The sequence below is a fragment of the Mucilaginibacter defluvii genome, assembly GCF_039543225.1.
Taxonomy (GTDB): Bacteria; Bacteroidota; Bacteroidia; order Sphingobacteriales; family Sphingobacteriaceae; genus Mucilaginibacter; species Mucilaginibacter defluvii.
In genome coordinates this window covers 1,152,410-1,167,016 of record NZ_BAABJI010000001.1, presented here as the reverse complement: position 1 = coordinate 1,167,016, position 14,607 = coordinate 1,152,410, and the positions used below count along the sequence as shown (strand labels likewise).

The window sequence follows — 14,607 nt, the reverse complement described above, 5'->3', positions numbered from 1 at the left end:
TAATTGTGTGGGGTATATGGCTAAGTTCGTATTAATTTAAGAATGTCTTCCGTCGTCAAAACAAGTTCGGCGGCGCCCAATTCGATAGCCGAACGCGGCATTTCTGCCATTTCAGCTTCAGATGGGTCCTGCGCGATGGTGAGCGAACCGGCCTGCCGCAATTTCAATAAACCTTCGGCGCCATCCTGGTTAGCACCTGAAAGCAATATCGCTACACACCGCTCATTAAAAACCTCAGCAGCGCTATCAAAAGTCACATCAATTGAGGGCTTGGAATACCATACAGGATCAGAAACGTCGAGACTGAAATATCCCTCTTTCTCAATCAGCGTGTGGTAATTTGCAGGAGCGATAAAAATGGTATTATGCTTTAATGCGTCTTTATCGGTAATTTCCCGGATATATATACGAGAGTGCTCTGAAAAGAGTTTTTCTATTTCGCTAAAAAAATTCTTTTTACGATGCATCACCAGTATTATAACCTTATTAATATCAACATCAACATGTTTAACGATGTTAAAAAACAGCTTGAAAGAGCCTGCCGAGCCGCCAATTAATAGCACTTCGGCCTGCTGCCAACGCTGCAATATATTATCGTCAAATGCCAATTTTCTGGTATATATTTTCTTTACTGTTGATCACCTTGAACTTTTTGCGGAACGCTTCAGACCGTATCGTTTCCTTTGAACCAAGGCATAAAAAGCCATGAGGCGCCAGGCTGTTATAAAACAGATCGAGTATACGTTCCTGTAATTTATTATCAAAGTAAATGAAAACGTTGCGGCAGGTAATCAGCTGAAATTCATTAAATACGCCGTCCGAAACCAGGTTATGTACCGAGAACAAGGTATCCTGCTTTAATTCGCTGTGAATGGTGGCGGCATCATACATAATGGTAAAATGGTCGGTTAGCGACCCCTTTAAACCCGTGTAAATATAATTTTCGGCATAGCTTTTTATTTTGCGAAAGCTGTAGATACCCTTACGCGCCTCTTTTAAAACCTCGGTATTAATGTCGGTTCCGTAAACAAAGCATTTGTGTTTAATGCCCGCTTCGCGCAACAGGATAGCCAGCGAATAAACTTCCTCACCTGATGAACAGCCGGCCGTCCATATTTTTACATGCTGATAGGTGGACAGGTAAGGCACAACCAACTCATTTACCGAGCGGTAAAAGTTAGGGTCGCGAAACATCTCAGTTACATTAACCGTAACTTCCTCTAAAAAGTGCTGAAAAAAGCCTTCGGCATTTACAATCCGGTGCTTTAGCTCATAAAACGAAAGCTTTTTGAGGCTCATGATACGGCTTACGCGCCTGGTAAGCGATGCCTTGCCGTAATCGCTAAAATCAAACCCGTGTACCCCCTTAACCAGAGTAATCAATTCGTTTAACTCCTCGGGTGTTATGCCGCTTAACTGTACCTTCATTATATTAGCTTTCGAGCCAAAGCTGCATCAGCGCTATCAGCCTGTCCATATCAACCGGCTTGGTTATATAATCGTTAGCGCCGGCAGCTATGCATTTTTCCCGGTCATCCTTCATGGCCTTTGCCGTTAACGCTATTACAGGTAATTTAGCCCATTTGTTTTGCTTCCTGATCTGGCGTGTAGCCTCGTAGCCATCCATCTTAGGCATCATAATGTCCATCAGCACAATATCAACATCGGGTATTTCGTCAAGTTTTGCTAAAGCCTCTTCCCCATCGTTGGCTATCTCCACGTTCATATCATAGCTTTGCAGCGCGCTGCTCAGGGCAAATATGTTACGCATATCGTCATCCACAATCAATACCTTTTTGTTTTTGATGACTTCTTTGCCTTTTGATATTGATTTTGGTTTTGGAGCTGTAAGGTCAACCTCTGTTTTTGATGATTCGGCAATTTTGTTCAGGAACAAGTTAACCTCATCTATCAGCCTGTCCGACGATTTGTTGGTTTTAATAACCATCGCGTTGGCGTACTGCATCAGCCTGGTTACCGATGTCTTGTCAAGCTCCATAGCGGTGTTGATGATAACCGGCAGCTCCAGGAATTTATCAACCGCCTTGATCTTATCCAACAGGTCCAGCCCTGAAATATCAGGCAGGTTAAGGTCAAGTATTACACACTGGTATTCATTTTCATGCAGCATGCGGTAGGCTGATTCGCCATCGAAAGCCTGATCAACCTCAATACCCTGCGCCTGCATCATATCCTTAAGCGCCTGGCTTTGTGCCTGATGATCCTCAACCAGTAATATCTGCTTGAATTTAGCGCCGCTTTGCTGCATAATATCGGTAAACAACTTATCGAGCGCGTTGGTATCAATAGGTTTTTTCATGAAACTGATAGCCCCCTCTTTACGCACACGGTTAGCCGCGGCCTCGCCGGCCGACATGAGGTGTACCGGTATATGCATAGTAGCTTCGTCATGCTTAAGCTCACGCAGTATCTGCCAGCCATCCTTGCCCGGCAGCATAATATCTAATATTACGGCATCGGGCTGGCTGTCCTTAATTATCTGGTAGGCGTTGGTACCCTCGTTTACCATGATGGATTTATAACCATGATCCCGCGAGTAATCTTTCAGGATGTCGGCAAAGTTCTTATCATCCTCAACAATTACCACCAGCGGCTCGCCGTTTTTCTTTTTGGCTATTTGCGCGGCCGGTTTTAAAAACTCTTTCGGCGGAGAGAAGGTCTCTACGGTAGGTAGTACATCTTCTTCGTTTGTTTCAGTTTGGGCGGCCTCAAAAGGTATGGTCAGCGTGAATTCACTGCCCACGTTTTGCTCGCTTTGTAAGGTTATTCTTCCTCCAAGCAACGCTGCAAGTTCGCGACTAATGGATAAGCCCAGGCCTGTACCACCATATTTACGGCTGGTCGATCCATCCGCCTGCTGAAATGCCTCAAAGATCAGCTTTTGCTTCTCAGCAGGTATACCAATACCTGTATCCTTAATATGGAAACTGATGGTTCCGTTCACGGTATTGGCGGTAGCGTTCAGCATAATGCTGCCATTTTCTGACGTAAATTTGAACGCGTTTGAAAGCAGGTTTTTGATAATTTGTTCCACCCGAACCTTATCGGTAAATATCGTCGCTGGAATATTGGCGGTGCTGCTGGTGGTGTAGCTAATGCGTTTATTAGCCGCCACTTCGCCAAACATCATTTCCATATCTTTCAAAATATCGTTAACCCGTACATGCTCATTCTGCATCTCCAGCTTACCCGATTCAATTTTTGAAAGATCAAGGATATCATTGATCAGCGTTAGCAAATCATTACCTGCATTAAAGATAACGCTGGCATACTTTAACTGATCCTCGCTCAGGTTGTCTGATTTATTGTCTTTCAGAATACGCGCCAATACCAGAATACTGTTAAGCGGCGTACGCAGCTCGTGGCTCATGTTCGCCAAAAACTCCGATTTGTATTTTCCGGTAGATTCAAGCTCCTCAACTTTCAGGTTGATAGCCTGGCGAGCTTCTTCAATAGCCTGATTTTTCTCTTCAAGTAAACTTGCCTTCTCCTCAAGTTCAGCATTGATCGTGCGCAATTCTTCCTGCTGCACGCGTAGCTCCTCTTCTGAAGCCTGTAGCATTTCTGTTTTGTTAAGCAACTCCTCGTTGGTAACACGCATCTCTTCCTGTTGCGCTTCCAATTCTTCGGCCTGCTGCTGTGTTTCTTCAAACAGATCGTGCATGATGGTGCGTGCCTGCGACGTGTTTATGGCGATGCCGATATCGTTAGTAGCGCTCAGGATATAATCGCGCACAGCTTCATGCATCTCACCCTGGTAGGCCAGTTCCATTACACCCTTCAGTTTTTTATCGTAAAAGAATGGTACAATAAAGCTGTCGGTAAGCTCATTTGCCAGTACCGATGTACTCAGCTCCAGCTTGCTATTCAGCTTCCCTTTAACCACTTTGGCTTTTTGCTCAACAGCGACCTGGCCCAGCACCCCTTCGGACAAGCGTATGGTTTTTTTCAGCGAATCCGGGTTGTGGAACGCGTAGGATCCGTACAGGTCAAGACGTTCATCCTGGTCATTCAGCAAATAAAATGTACCGGTAAGCGCGCCTGTATAATTACAAATCTCGTTTATAACGTTGGTTGCAAGTTCCTTCTCGGTTTGCTGGCCTTGCATCTTCTCGTTAAGCAGGCCGGTACCGGTAAGCAGCCAGTTTTTGGCTTCATTTTCGCGCAAAACCGCGCCTAACTGAACGTTGGTGTCGGTAATCTCCTGCTCAATTTTCTTTTGGCGATTGAATGTGCCTTGGATGTAATAGAACAGGATGATAATGATTACCAGGAATATTGCCGAACCTGCTATAATTATAAATATGGCCTGGTCTGACGAAACCTTGGTGGCATTTTTTCGTTTAACCAGCAAGGCCTGCTCTGTTTCAATAACGGTTGTAATAACGGCCCGTACTTTATCCATATTGGCTTTGCCGTTGATCAGCATATCATTAGCCACCATATAGCTCAAGCCCTTATCATCGCGGGTTTTAATGTTATTGCTCAAAATACCCAGCTGGTTGCCTATTAGCTTATATAAAATTTCAACACGCTTTACCTGCACCGGGTTATCTTCAATCAGCCCGCGCAGTTTGTCCAAATCGCTTCCTATACTTGGTAAGGCGGAGTTATAAGGCTCCAAAAAAGGCTTTTTACCGGTAGCGCAATAACCGCGCATGCCGGTTTCGGCATCAATAAGTTGCTGCAACAAACTGGTCGACGTTTTGATAACCTGTTGAGTATGCTCAACCTTTACAGTATCATCTTCAAGCTGGTTAATACTGCGGTATGACAATACAGCTACTATAAAAACGAGAATTACAGATATTGCAAAACCGGTTAGTACCTGCGTACGGAAAGAAAGATTAGCCATTTATTTGGTTTATATACTGCAAATATTTTAAATAAAGTTGAGATATTGTAATACGCAGAACCTTGAAAAAAGTTGAGCGAAAAAATAAACAATCTGCTTATTAAACAGTTTCGCTTACCGATTTGACAACGAACGGTTTCCTGGAGAACAGGATGGTTAAACACAGTACCGCCCCGGTAAACAAAACATACCAGCCCCATTTAAATTTTATTTTTGAGGCTAAGAATGCTGATACTTTATTCATGTGCAAAAAATCAAATGAAGTATGCACCTTAAAGTACGCACCGGCATATAACAATACCGCAAGTATTAAGGTACCCCACGCGGCGATACGGGCAACCTTTACCCGGTTAAACACCACGCCTATCATCCCGATAACCGCCACGATCAGTATCACCATACCGAAAGGCTCGTTCATGTCATAAACATTCATGCTTACTAACCCGAACGGGCGCAGCATAGGGCAATATGTAGCCGCAATAACCATAATAAAGCCAACAAGCGAAAGTAATGAAGGTATACGCATAGCGCTAATTATCGGGTTATTTCCATTTTTTCGGCAAAGTGGGCGCAGTAGTCGCGCAAGTCCTCTACGATGTTCTTTTCACCTGTGGCGCGTAAAAAGCTGTCGCCCATGGTTTGCAGGGTTTCGTAAAAAAAGCGTTTCATTTCGTCAACCGGCATATCCTTGGTCCAAAGGTCAATACGCAGGGTATTTTTAAAACTCTGATCCCACAGGGCCAGCATCATTGATTTTACAGGCAAGGCTTCTTTATTGGTCGAATCGGTTGACTCCCATAGGATGTTCTCAGGCACGTTATTATCGTCAAGTTCAATAGTCAGTTTTATTTCGGCTTTTTTCATTTTTATAATTTATTTAACAAGTAGTAATAGTATAATAACCAAGGCTATAAAGCTCAGTTCAATAATCCATAAAGTGCGGGTTTCCTTAAAAAAATTACGGAAGGTGATATCCAGAAAAGCCACCACGAAGGCGAACAGCAAAAATATCCATACAATAGTACCGCTCCAGCTTTCGTACTGGCTGCCGGTTATGCTTGCCCCGTATATCCATATATAGCCGGCAAGCACAATTAAAAACGCCGAGGCGATGTTTAAAGGTGTTATCCTGAATTTCATCAGTGTTTATTTTCTTTTTGATGATCGTTTGGTGCTCAGCTTTTTTGCTACGCGAGGATTGCGCTTCGCTTTTTCGGCCTCGAATTTCTTTTTTTGATTCAGCGTTTTCTTCTCGTGGAAAGCCCCTTTAAAATCGGGATTTTCACGGCGCTTCTGCATATCTATCTCTTTGGCCTGATCCTGCCGTTCCTCATACGGTGTTTCTTCTACAAAAACATCAGCCGGAATAGTCTGCACCGGTATCTGCTGCCTGATGAGTTTCTCCGCCTTGCGGATGTAATACTCCTCAGCCGGGTTACAAAAGGTAATAGCCTCGCCAGACTGATAGGCCCTGCCGGTACGGCCTATGCGGTGCACATAATCTTCGATCACTATCGGCACATCAAAATTAATTACGTGACTTACATCATTCACATCAATACCGCGGGCTGCCACATCGGTAGCTACCAGTATCTTCACCTCATCGGCACGGAAAGCATTAATGGAGTTGATGCGGGTGTTTTGTCCTTTATTGGCATGCAGCACCCTTACCTCGTCCTCTTTATACTTGCGTGATAAAAAGCGAAATACCCCTTCGGCCGAAGTACGTGTTTTACAGAAGATGATCAATTTGCGTATATCACCATCCTCTTCAAGCAACTTTTTAAGCAGGTTGATTTTGGTTTTGATATTCGGCACGTAATACAGCTTTTGGTTTACCGTAGCCGCCGGGGTGGCCTGCGGCGTAACTTCAACCACGGTTGGGTGTTCCAGGAAATTGGCGGATAGTTGGTGCACCTTGTCAGACATGGTGGCCGAGAACAGCAGGTTTTGCCGTTTGCGCGGCACCACCTCTAAAATGCGGTTAAGCTGCGGCATAAAGCCCATGTCCATCATTTTATCAGCTTCATCCAACACTAAAATCTGTAAACCCTTGGTAACAATATGTCCGGCCAGGTAAACATCCATAAAACGGCCGGGAGTGGCTACAATAATATCAACGCCTTTGTTTATATTTTCTATCTGTGTTTTGGGGCCGATACCGCCGTACAATACCACTACCCGCAGATCGGTATAAGTGGCGAACGTGCGCACATTCTCTTCTATTTGTAAAGCTAACTCGCGGGTTGGCGCTATAATCAAGGCACGCGGGTTTTCGCCCTGCGCATATTTCAGCTTCATGATGATGGGCAGCACATAGGCCGCCGTTTTACCCGTTCCGGTTTGGGCAATACCCATCACATCCTGCCCGTTGCTGATTGGCGGTATAGCCTTTTGCTGTATGGGCGTTGGCTGCTCATAACCGGCATCGGTAATGGCATTTAATATCTGCCGGTTAAACTTAAAATCATCAAACGTTTCTGCCATGCCGCAAAGATAGTTTTTTCTTTTAAGGTGCGCTTATCTGTAACATCTCCCTAAGCTATTTGATGATATGATGATAAATGGCGCTTTGTTCGGCGGTAATTAATATTTTTAGGGCCAAATTCAGCCTGAATACTAAAAATGACCGACAAAGAAATAAAACCCTGGAAACTGCTGGGCGAGGAAGATGTATCGCCAAGCCCGTGGTTCCCGATATTAAAACATACCGTTGAATTAGCCAACGGCAGTATTGTTGACGATTACTATTTTTCTCCCCTTGGCGATGTAGTACAGGTGCTGGCCATCACCAAAAACAACGAGGTGGTATTGGTTGAGCAATACAAACATGCCCTAAGCCAGGTGTTGCTTGAACTGCCCGGCGGTATGCAGCAAAAAAACAAAAGCATAGTGGAGTCGGCATTGAACGAATTGGAAGAAGAAACCGGCATTAAAGCCACTGCCAACCGCCTAATACCCATGGGTAAAATAGCCAACAACCCAACCAAACTACGGCAGATCACCTACGGTTTTGTATTGTTTGACGCTGAATTTAACTCCGAACAAAAGTTAGATATTACCGAAGACATACGGGTGCTCACCCTACCCGCACATGAGGTATTACAAAAAGCCATCAACGGCGAGATATGGGTAACCGACTCCCTCAACCTGATATTTAAAACCGCGTTGGCTTATCCGGAAGTATTTGGGTTGAAGCTGAAATAGTTCTGAAAGATCATTACTTGTCCTAACCTTCTTTTGTACGAACAAAAGAAGCAAGACTTAGCGTTAGCGATCTCATGAGCACTAATAAAAACAAACAAAGCGAATAATTCGCCGGCTACGTCCTGTCCGGTGAAAGTACCTGCTTAGGCTATGCCTGTGCTACTCCGGGCATTACTGATGCCGGAGTTTTAGTATATTAGGGTTTGTACTTTGTTTAGTTCTTCATGTATAACAAAATAAAGAAAGCACAAACCTCTATAAGCTATCATTCCGGCCTTTTAATTTTCGGGTAGCAGGTTGAAGCACTACCCTTAATAGAAAATTAAACAGCCGGCGATTTTTGTTTCTTTTGATCGCTCAAAAGAAATTCAGGACAGGCAATAAAGCGATTACTAATTGACTTACTTGATTAGCAAATCGTAATTTTAATATCTTTGCCCCATGGCATCCATCCTGATAAAAGCAGCTACTATTGTTAACGAGAACAAGCAATTCAATGGCGATATCCTGATAAAAGACGGTTTTATTGAACGCATTGATACCAGTATCGATGCTAACGCTGATACCGAGATCAACGCTGAGGGGCTGCACTTGCTGCCGGGCTGTATTGATGACCAGGTGCACTTTCGCGAGCCGGGGTTGACGCATAAGGCCAAAATCTTTACGGAATCAAGGGCGGCGGTTGCAGGTGGTATCACCTCCTTTATGGAAATGCCTAATACTATACCTAATACGCTTACGCAGGAGTTATTAGCCGACAAATACGCCATCGCAGCCAATAGCTCGCTGGCTAACTACTCATTTTTTATGGGTGCCAGCAATGACAACCTAGACGAGGTTTTACGCACCGACGCACGTAACGTTTGCGGCATTAAGGTTTTTATGGGTTCATCAACCGGTAATATGCTGGTGGATAACCGCACCACGCTCGAAAATATTTTTACCAACTCGCCGATGCTGATCGCTACGCATTGCGAGGACGAGGCCACCATCAAGCATAACCTCAACCATTATAAAACGACGCTGGGTGAAGAAAATATCCCCATATCTTTACACCCGGTGATTCGTAGCGCCGAGGCTTGCTACCTTTCATCATCACTGGCGGTTGAGCTGGCTAAAAAGCATGGCACCAGGCTGCACATATTGCATATTTCTACTGAAAAAGAAACACACCTTTTTGATAACAGCATCCCGCTTGCGGATAAAAAAATCACCGCTGAGGCCTGTATACACCACCTTTGGTTTAGTGATGCAGATTATGAAACCAAGGGTAATCTGATAAAATGGAACCCGGCCGTTAAAACCGCCGCCGACCGCGAAGGCATCCTTAAAGCAGTATTGGATGGCCGAATAGATGTTATCGCTACCGACCATGCTCCGCATACCATTGAAGAGAAAGCCCAGCCTTATATGCAGGCACCTTCAGGCGGTCCGTTGGTACAACACGCTCTTACGGCTATGCTGGAACTTTATCATCAGGGAAAGATCACCCTTGAGCAAATAACAGAAAAGATGGCACATAACGTGGCCACCTGTTTCCGAATTGACAGGCGCGGATTTTTACGCGAAGGCTACTGGGCCGATATGGTACTTGTTGACCTGAACAAACCTTGGCAGGTTGAAAAGGACAATATTTTATACCAATGCGGTTGGAGCCCCTTTGAAGGATCAACCTTTAAATCGAGCGTAGTGAGCACCATTGTATCGGGCAATCTGGTTTGGGATGGCGGTCATTTTGTGAACCATCACCTGTCCGGTCAGCGTATGGCATTCAATCCGCAGGCTTAATTACTCGATCAGTTTTTTAAGCTCGGCCATCAGGGCTTGCCAGTTATGTTCGGAATGTTGCTTCTTTTCTTCGTCGGCAATGTTTTCCTGCGTAATGGTTAGCCGGGTACCACCATTGTTGTCGCTAAGGCGATAGCTTACAATCTGATAATTTTCGGGCACATCTTCCGTTCCCGACATACTGCTCCAGTAAGTGTATTTAGCTAATTCTCCGGGGATAACTTCCAGCACGGTGCCTTTATCCTTATAAACAACACCATCCCATTCTCCCGTCCAAATGATAGGGCTGCCAATGGTCCAGTCGGTAATAAGTTGTGTGCCAAAAAAGTATTGTCTAATTAAAGCGGGGTCAGTGAGCCCTTGCCAAACTTTTTCTTTGGATGAAGTAAAGTCAACAGTGGTGGTTAAAGTGATGTCTGTCATGATGATGGTGTGTTACGGTAATATGTACAACAGCTTAATTGCTGTTGTGTGCAAAAAAACATCCACCGGGTGACAACCCTATGTCAGCAGTAAAATTTTCCGAAATTATTTTTTAACGATGGCTTGTGCAATCTCCTGAATACGGTCCTTTAACGCATCAGGCGTTATAATGCTGGCCATATCCCCATACATCATAAACCAACGGGCAAAACCTTCAATAGAAATGGTTAAAAAGGTCATCTCCCATTCATCGCCATCTAACCTTTCTGATACAAAGCCGTTGTAATATTTCTGGCTGGTAAGATATTGATATACATTCTTTTGTATACGCATGATCACCGTTTCAAGCTTATGCTCACGGGCTGTTTGGGCGATGTAATCTTTCAATGCGGGATGCTGGCCCGAAAAAACATCATCAGTTATGCTGATGCCCTTGATGCGGTCGAGCCGGAAATCGCGATAATCTTTGCGCATACGGCAATACGCTATCAGATGCCAAAAGCTGTCCAGGTAGTAAATGCCCACCGGCTCAACCATACGGCTGGTTTGCTGCTGGGTGTGGTAAGCAAAATAATCAAGTTGCATTACGCGCTTTTGCGTTATAGCATTAAGTATGGTCTGGATGTGATCCTGGTTATCTGCCTGCTGCTGGCTTCGACTCTGAATTACAGCAATGCTGCCATCCAGATCCTCCAACGTATTTTTTTCGGCGGTACGCAGAATGGCGCGTATCTTATCCATTGCGGAGCGATGGTAGCTGGTAGTAGAGCTATCGGTTAGCTTTTCAATAAATTTTTCAGCGGTTAAAAAAGCCGTTGCTTCCTCGCGGGTAAACATTACCGGCGGCAAACGGTAGCCGTCCATTATGGAGTACCCTACCCCAGCCTCGCCCATCAGCGGTACACCGGCCTCTTCAAGGGTTTTAACATCGCGGTAAACCGTACGCAGGCTGATGCCAAACCGCTCGGCAATATCGGCAGCCTTAACCACCCTGCGCGATTGTAGCTGGATCAATATGGCTGATATACGGTCTATACGGTTCATCGCGACGAAATTAAACAAAAAAGCCATGCTTGCCGCCGGCTATTCTAACAAGATCATTGAACGTAAAAATACACTTACATTAAACTGCTAACTTTGCCATTAGTATAATTTAGCTATATTGAACCATGTTATCGCGTCGAAATTTTATTAAAATATCATCTGCAAGCGCTGCTTGCGCCACAATATCAACCAGTTTTGCCAAACCATTAAGCCTTGCTGCACCTAAATTGCCGGTAGTAATATCTACCTGGGATTTTGGCATTGCCGCCAACAAAGAGGCCTGGACCATTTTAGGCAAAGGCGGCCGCGCGCTCGACGCGGTTGAAGCGGGCGTTAAAATACCGGAAGCCGACTTAAATAACCATACCGTAGGCCGCGCCGGTTACCCCGACCGTGACGGCCACGTAACCCTTGATGCCTGCATCATGGACGAAAAGGGCAATTGCGGCTCGGTTGCGGCAATGGAATATATAGCGCACCCTATAGAGGTGGCCCGCATGGTGATGGAAAAAACGCCGCACGTAATGCTGGTTGGTGAGGGTGCTACCCAATTCGCCGTTGAGCAGGGCCTTAAACGGGAAAAATTGCTCACACCGGAATCAGAAAAGGAATGGAAAAAATGGCTTGAAACCAAACAGTACAAGCCGATAATGAATATTGAGAACAGCCAAAAACCGGGTAACCAGTATAACCACGATACCATCGGCATGCTGGCTATTGATGCCAAAGGCAATATATCCGGTGCGTGTACCACCAGCGGCATGGCCTTTAAAATGCACGGCCGCGTAGGCGATAGTCCTATTATCGGCGCCGGATTGTATGTTGATAACGAGGTGGGCGGCGCTACCTCAACCGGCGTTGGCGAGGAAGTGATCCGCAACGTGGGCAGCTTTTTGGTGGTAGAGCTGATGCGCCAGGGTTACTCGCCCGAGGCCGCTTGCAAGGAGGCCGTTATGCGCATCGTAAAAAAGAAACCCGATACCGCCAAAGAGATACAGGTTGGCTTTTTGGCCATCAACAAAAAAGGCGAGTACGGCGCTTTTGCCCTGCAGGACGGTTTCAGCTATGCCGTTTGCGACAGCGAGAAACAAGACCGCTTGATAAAAGGTAAGTTTTACTATAAAAGCAACAAATAATAAGTAATATATTTATTGCTAACTTTATAGCTTAGTAAAATCCTGAATGGTATCACTTGAGGTTTGTGCCAACTCCGTAATATCGGCAGTGGCGGCACAGGAAGGCGGCGCAACGCGTGTTGAACTGTGCGATAATTTGAGCGACGGCGGCACTACGCCATCAGCGGGGCAAATATTACTTGCCCGCAAACTGCTCCATATTAAAATTTACGTTTTGATACGGCCGCGGGGCGGTGATTTTCTTTACAATGATGTAGAGTTTGAGATTATGAAAGCCGACATACGGCATTGCATTGAAGCCGGATGCGATGGCGTTGTAATAGGCATGCTCACCCCCGAAGGGCATGTAGACAAGCCGCGCTGTAAAGAACTGGTGGAGATTGCCAAACAATGGGGCCTTGGCGTAACTTTCCATCGCGCTATTGATATGGCGGCCGATATTCACCAGGCTTTGGAAGATATTATTGAGATAGGCTGCGAACGTGTGCTTACCTCGGGCGGCAAAACCACCGCCATTGAGGGCGCGAGCGTTATAGCCAGCCTGGTGCAGCAATCGGCAGGGCGTATAAGCATCATGCCGGGTTGCGGTGTCGACGAAAATAACGTGAATGATATTGTGCGCTTTACCGGCGCTAAAGAAGTGCACTCCACCGCCAAAACACGAGTTAGCAGCCACATGCTTTACCGCAACGACCATATTTTGATGGGCGGTGCCGACGTGGATGAGTATAGTGTGATTGTTACTAATGCCGACCGGGTGAAAGCAATTCTTAGTGCTGCAAATAATCTTTAGTACAATTAACTTATCACAATGCCAAGTAAATTCGCAGCGCTACAAGAGTGGTTTTCTTTTTACGTTTTTAAGCGAAATATCAATCCAGTATTTAAGTATATTGAAAGTCACATAACTTCTGTAATAACTATTGCAACAGGATATTGCTATTTAAATGCATATTGGTATTGGCATGAGTATTTTCATTACTTCAAAGTTTCAGGAGAAAATTGCTCAATTGATCTAAGGGAACTAATGTTGGTAATCCCTCAAATATTTCAAATATTTATGCTGTACGGATCGCTAACATTTCTGAGTATATTAGTTTTATACAGTATAAAAATCCGCTTAAGCCGCTTCGTTTTTACAGTCATATTTTTTCTTTTCATTACATTCTTCCATTACAAAGTGTCTAAACTTGGCCAAATAAAAGCTTTAGAGCACACTGGTTTTTGGACAATGCAAAAAACTCCGCATTTGATAATAATAAAAAAGGTAAATGAAAACTATATCTGCAAAAAAGTAGATTTCAAAAGCCACACCTTTGGAGACAGCGTTTATTTGGTAAATCAGCAAGAGCCTAATGCTCAAGTTTTAGTTTATAAAAAAACGGGAAAGTTATATCCACCTAATAGAAGGTTACCCCGCGACATTGGCTACTTTCGATGGATGAAAGACAGTTTTAATTGCTTCTTTAAAAGCGAATCAATATTCTAAAGGAATGATTGGTTCCTTTTTATTGGTTGACATGATCATCATGGTATGGAATGTTTTTACCACGCCAATGCGGCTTATTTTTTCCATGATCAATTGCTCGTACGATTTTATGTCGCGCACGTAAACCTTCAGTAAAAAGTCGCACTGGCCGGTTACGTGATGGCACTCGGTCACCTCCTTAATGTTCTTAATTTCCTCTAAAAACACCTGGATGGTATTGCTTTTATGAAAATCGAGCGATACCTGTATAAAGGTTTTTATGCCCAGGCCAAGCTTTTCCTCATCAACCAGCGCGTGATAGCTTTTGATGTAGTGCGAGTTCTCCAGCTTACGCACACGCTCCAGCGTAGGCGCCGGTGAAAGCCCTATCTCGTTAGAGAGCTGAAGGTTAGTGATCCTTCCGTTCTCTTGTAATATCTTTAAAATTTGCAGATCTATTTTATCTAATTCGGCGGCCATCGTGGTACAAATATATACTATAAAAATATTAGCGAAATAATATTTTTATAAGGTGCAGTCATTCAAAAGTATATTTTATTCAGTTATTAGTCTTATCTAATTTTTTTTATTAGATTTGAGAAAATACACTTATTAAAAACATCAGCTTTTGTTTAACGTTTACAAAAGCGAAAAAGATACGGGAG

General features: G+C 44.4%; 15 protein-coding genes. 5 read left to right on the top strand and 10 right to left on the bottom strand.

The window, feature by feature from the left end; translation table 11 throughout:
• Positions 1-20: 20 nt before the first annotated feature.
• The 7 genes from ABD960_RS05235 to ABD960_RS05205 all read right to left on the bottom strand — a co-directional run bounded on the left by ABD960_RS05235 (position 21) and on the right by ABD960_RS05205 (position 7,363).
• Positions 21-608: a chemotaxis protein CheB gene (locus ABD960_RS05235; RefSeq protein WP_345329864.1), complete on the bottom strand. Its 588-nt coding sequence runs from the start codon at positions 606-608 to the stop codon at positions 21-23.
• A complete protein-coding gene (locus ABD960_RS05230) occupies positions 598-1,428 on the bottom strand; it encodes a CheR family methyltransferase (protein ID WP_345329863.1) in 831 nt (276 codons plus the stop codon). The genes ABD960_RS05235 and ABD960_RS05230 overlap by 11 nt, the downstream gene beginning before the upstream one ends.
• Positions 1,429-1,432: 4 nt before the next feature.
• Entirely contained in the window at positions 1,433-4,876 is a 3,444-nt protein-coding gene (locus ABD960_RS05225; protein WP_345329862.1) for a response regulator, read from the bottom strand.
• Positions 4,877-4,976: 100 nt separating this feature from the next.
• Positions 4,977-5,402 carry a hypothetical protein gene (locus ABD960_RS05220; protein WP_345329861.1) on the bottom strand — a complete coding sequence of 142 codons (426 nt, stop codon included), beginning with the start codon at positions 5,400-5,402 and terminating at the stop codon, positions 4,977-4,979.
• A gap of 8 nt (positions 5,403-5,410) precedes the next feature.
• Positions 5,411-5,740 carry a gliding motility protein GldC gene (gldC, locus tag ABD960_RS05215; RefSeq protein WP_232176315.1) on the bottom strand — a complete coding sequence of 110 codons (330 nt, stop codon included), beginning with the start codon at positions 5,738-5,740 and terminating at the stop codon, positions 5,411-5,413.
• Positions 5,741-5,749: 9 nt separating this feature from the next.
• Positions 5,750-6,016: a hypothetical protein gene (locus tag ABD960_RS05210; protein ID WP_345329860.1), complete on the bottom strand. Its 267-nt coding sequence runs from the start codon at positions 6,014-6,016 to the stop codon at positions 5,750-5,752.
• Between the two features lie 6 nt (positions 6,017-6,022).
• Entirely contained in the window at positions 6,023-7,363 is a 1,341-nt protein-coding gene (locus ABD960_RS05205) for a DEAD/DEAH box helicase (protein ID WP_345329859.1), read from the bottom strand.
• Positions 7,364-7,501: 138 nt separating this feature from the next.
• On the opposite strand from ABD960_RS05205, the gene ABD960_RS05200 reads away from it, so the two are divergent.
• Together ABD960_RS05200 and ABD960_RS05195 are read left to right on the top strand one after the other, a co-directional pair.
• A complete protein-coding gene (locus ABD960_RS05200; protein ID WP_345329858.1) occupies positions 7,502-8,083 on the top strand; it encodes an NUDIX hydrolase in 582 nt (193 codons plus the stop codon).
• Positions 8,084-8,524: 441 nt separating this feature from the next.
• Positions 8,525-9,871 (top strand): dihydroorotase, encoded by a 1,347-nt coding sequence (locus tag ABD960_RS05195; RefSeq protein ID WP_345329857.1) that lies wholly within the window; start codon positions 8,525-8,527, stop codon positions 9,869-9,871.
• Here ABD960_RS05195 and ABD960_RS05190 read toward each other — a convergent pair whose 3' ends face one another.
• Positions 9,872-10,294, bottom strand: coding sequence for an SRPBCC family protein (locus ABD960_RS05190; protein ID WP_345329856.1), 423 nt, complete (start codon positions 10,292-10,294; stop codon positions 9,872-9,874).
• A 105-nt stretch (positions 10,295-10,399) separates the two neighbouring features.
• Positions 10,400-11,365 (bottom strand): helix-turn-helix transcriptional regulator, encoded by a 966-nt coding sequence (locus ABD960_RS05185; protein WP_345329855.1) that lies wholly within the window; start codon positions 11,363-11,365, stop codon positions 10,400-10,402.
• A gap of 98 nt (positions 11,366-11,463) precedes the next feature.
• On the opposite strand from ABD960_RS05185, the gene ABD960_RS05180 reads away from it, so the two are divergent.
• Genes ABD960_RS05180 through ABD960_RS05170 form a run of 3 tightly spaced genes read left to right on the top strand, consistent with a single transcriptional unit; the run spans position 11,464 to position 13,963 of the window.
• A complete protein-coding gene (locus tag ABD960_RS05180; protein ID WP_345329854.1) occupies positions 11,464-12,474 on the top strand; it encodes a glycosylasparaginase in 1,011 nt (336 codons plus the stop codon).
• A 46-nt stretch (positions 12,475-12,520) separates the two neighbouring features.
• The gene (locus ABD960_RS05175) at positions 12,521-13,267 is read left to right on the top strand and encodes a copper homeostasis protein CutC (protein WP_345329853.1); all 747 of its coding nucleotides are present in this window, start codon (positions 12,521-12,523) and stop codon (positions 13,265-13,267) included.
• Between the two features lie 18 nt (positions 13,268-13,285).
• Positions 13,286-13,963 carry a hypothetical protein gene (locus tag ABD960_RS05170; RefSeq protein ID WP_345329852.1) on the top strand — a complete coding sequence of 226 codons (678 nt, stop codon included), beginning with the start codon at positions 13,286-13,288 and terminating at the stop codon, positions 13,961-13,963.
• Here ABD960_RS05170 and ABD960_RS05165 read toward each other — a convergent pair.
• Positions 13,952-14,422 carry an Lrp/AsnC family transcriptional regulator gene (locus ABD960_RS05165; protein ID WP_232176334.1) on the bottom strand — a complete coding sequence of 157 codons (471 nt, stop codon included), beginning with the start codon at positions 14,420-14,422 and terminating at the stop codon, positions 13,952-13,954. The two genes, ABD960_RS05170 and ABD960_RS05165, sit on opposite strands and share 12 nt — an antisense overlap.
• Positions 14,423-14,607 lie beyond the last annotated feature (185 nt).

Coding starts and splice junctions, on each gene's coding strand:
- ABD960_RS05230 (WP_345329863.1), bottom strand. CDS start 1,428: ATGAAGGTACAGTTAAGCGGCATAACACCCGAGGAGTTAAACGAATTG.
- ABD960_RS05225 (WP_345329862.1), bottom strand. CDS start 4,876: ATGGCTAATCTTTCTTTCCGTACGCAGGTACTAACCGGTTTTGCAATA.
- ABD960_RS05220 (WP_345329861.1), bottom strand. CDS start 5,402: ATGCGTATACCTTCATTACTTTCGCTTGTTGGCTTTATTATGGTTATT.
- gldC (WP_232176315.1), bottom strand. CDS start 5,740: ATGAAAAAAGCCGAAATAAAACTGACTATTGAACTTGACGATAATAAC.
- ABD960_RS05210 (WP_345329860.1), bottom strand. CDS start 6,016: ATGAAATTCAGGATAACACCTTTAAACATCGCCTCGGCGTTTTTAATT.
- ABD960_RS05205 (WP_345329859.1), bottom strand. CDS start 7,363: ATGGCAGAAACGTTTGATGATTTTAAGTTTAACCGGCAGATATTAAAT.
- ABD960_RS05200 (WP_345329858.1), top strand. CDS start 7,502: ATGACCGACAAAGAAATAAAACCCTGGAAACTGCTGGGCGAGGAAGAT.
- ABD960_RS05195 (WP_345329857.1), top strand. CDS start 8,525: ATGGCATCCATCCTGATAAAAGCAGCTACTATTGTTAACGAGAACAAG.
- ABD960_RS05190 (WP_345329856.1), bottom strand. CDS start 10,294: ATGACAGACATCACTTTAACCACCACTGTTGACTTTACTTCATCCAAA.
- ABD960_RS05185 (WP_345329855.1), bottom strand. CDS start 11,365: ATGGCTTTTTTGTTTAATTTCGTCGCGATGAACCGTATAGACCGTATA.
- ABD960_RS05180 (WP_345329854.1), top strand. CDS start 11,464: ATGTTATCGCGTCGAAATTTTATTAAAATATCATCTGCAAGCGCTGCT.
- ABD960_RS05175 (WP_345329853.1), top strand. CDS start 12,521: ATGGTATCACTTGAGGTTTGTGCCAACTCCGTAATATCGGCAGTGGCG.
- ABD960_RS05170 (WP_345329852.1), top strand. CDS start 13,286: ATGCCAAGTAAATTCGCAGCGCTACAAGAGTGGTTTTCTTTTTACGTT.
- ABD960_RS05165 (WP_232176334.1), bottom strand. CDS start 14,422: ATGGCCGCCGAATTAGATAAAATAGATCTGCAAATTTTAAAGATATTA.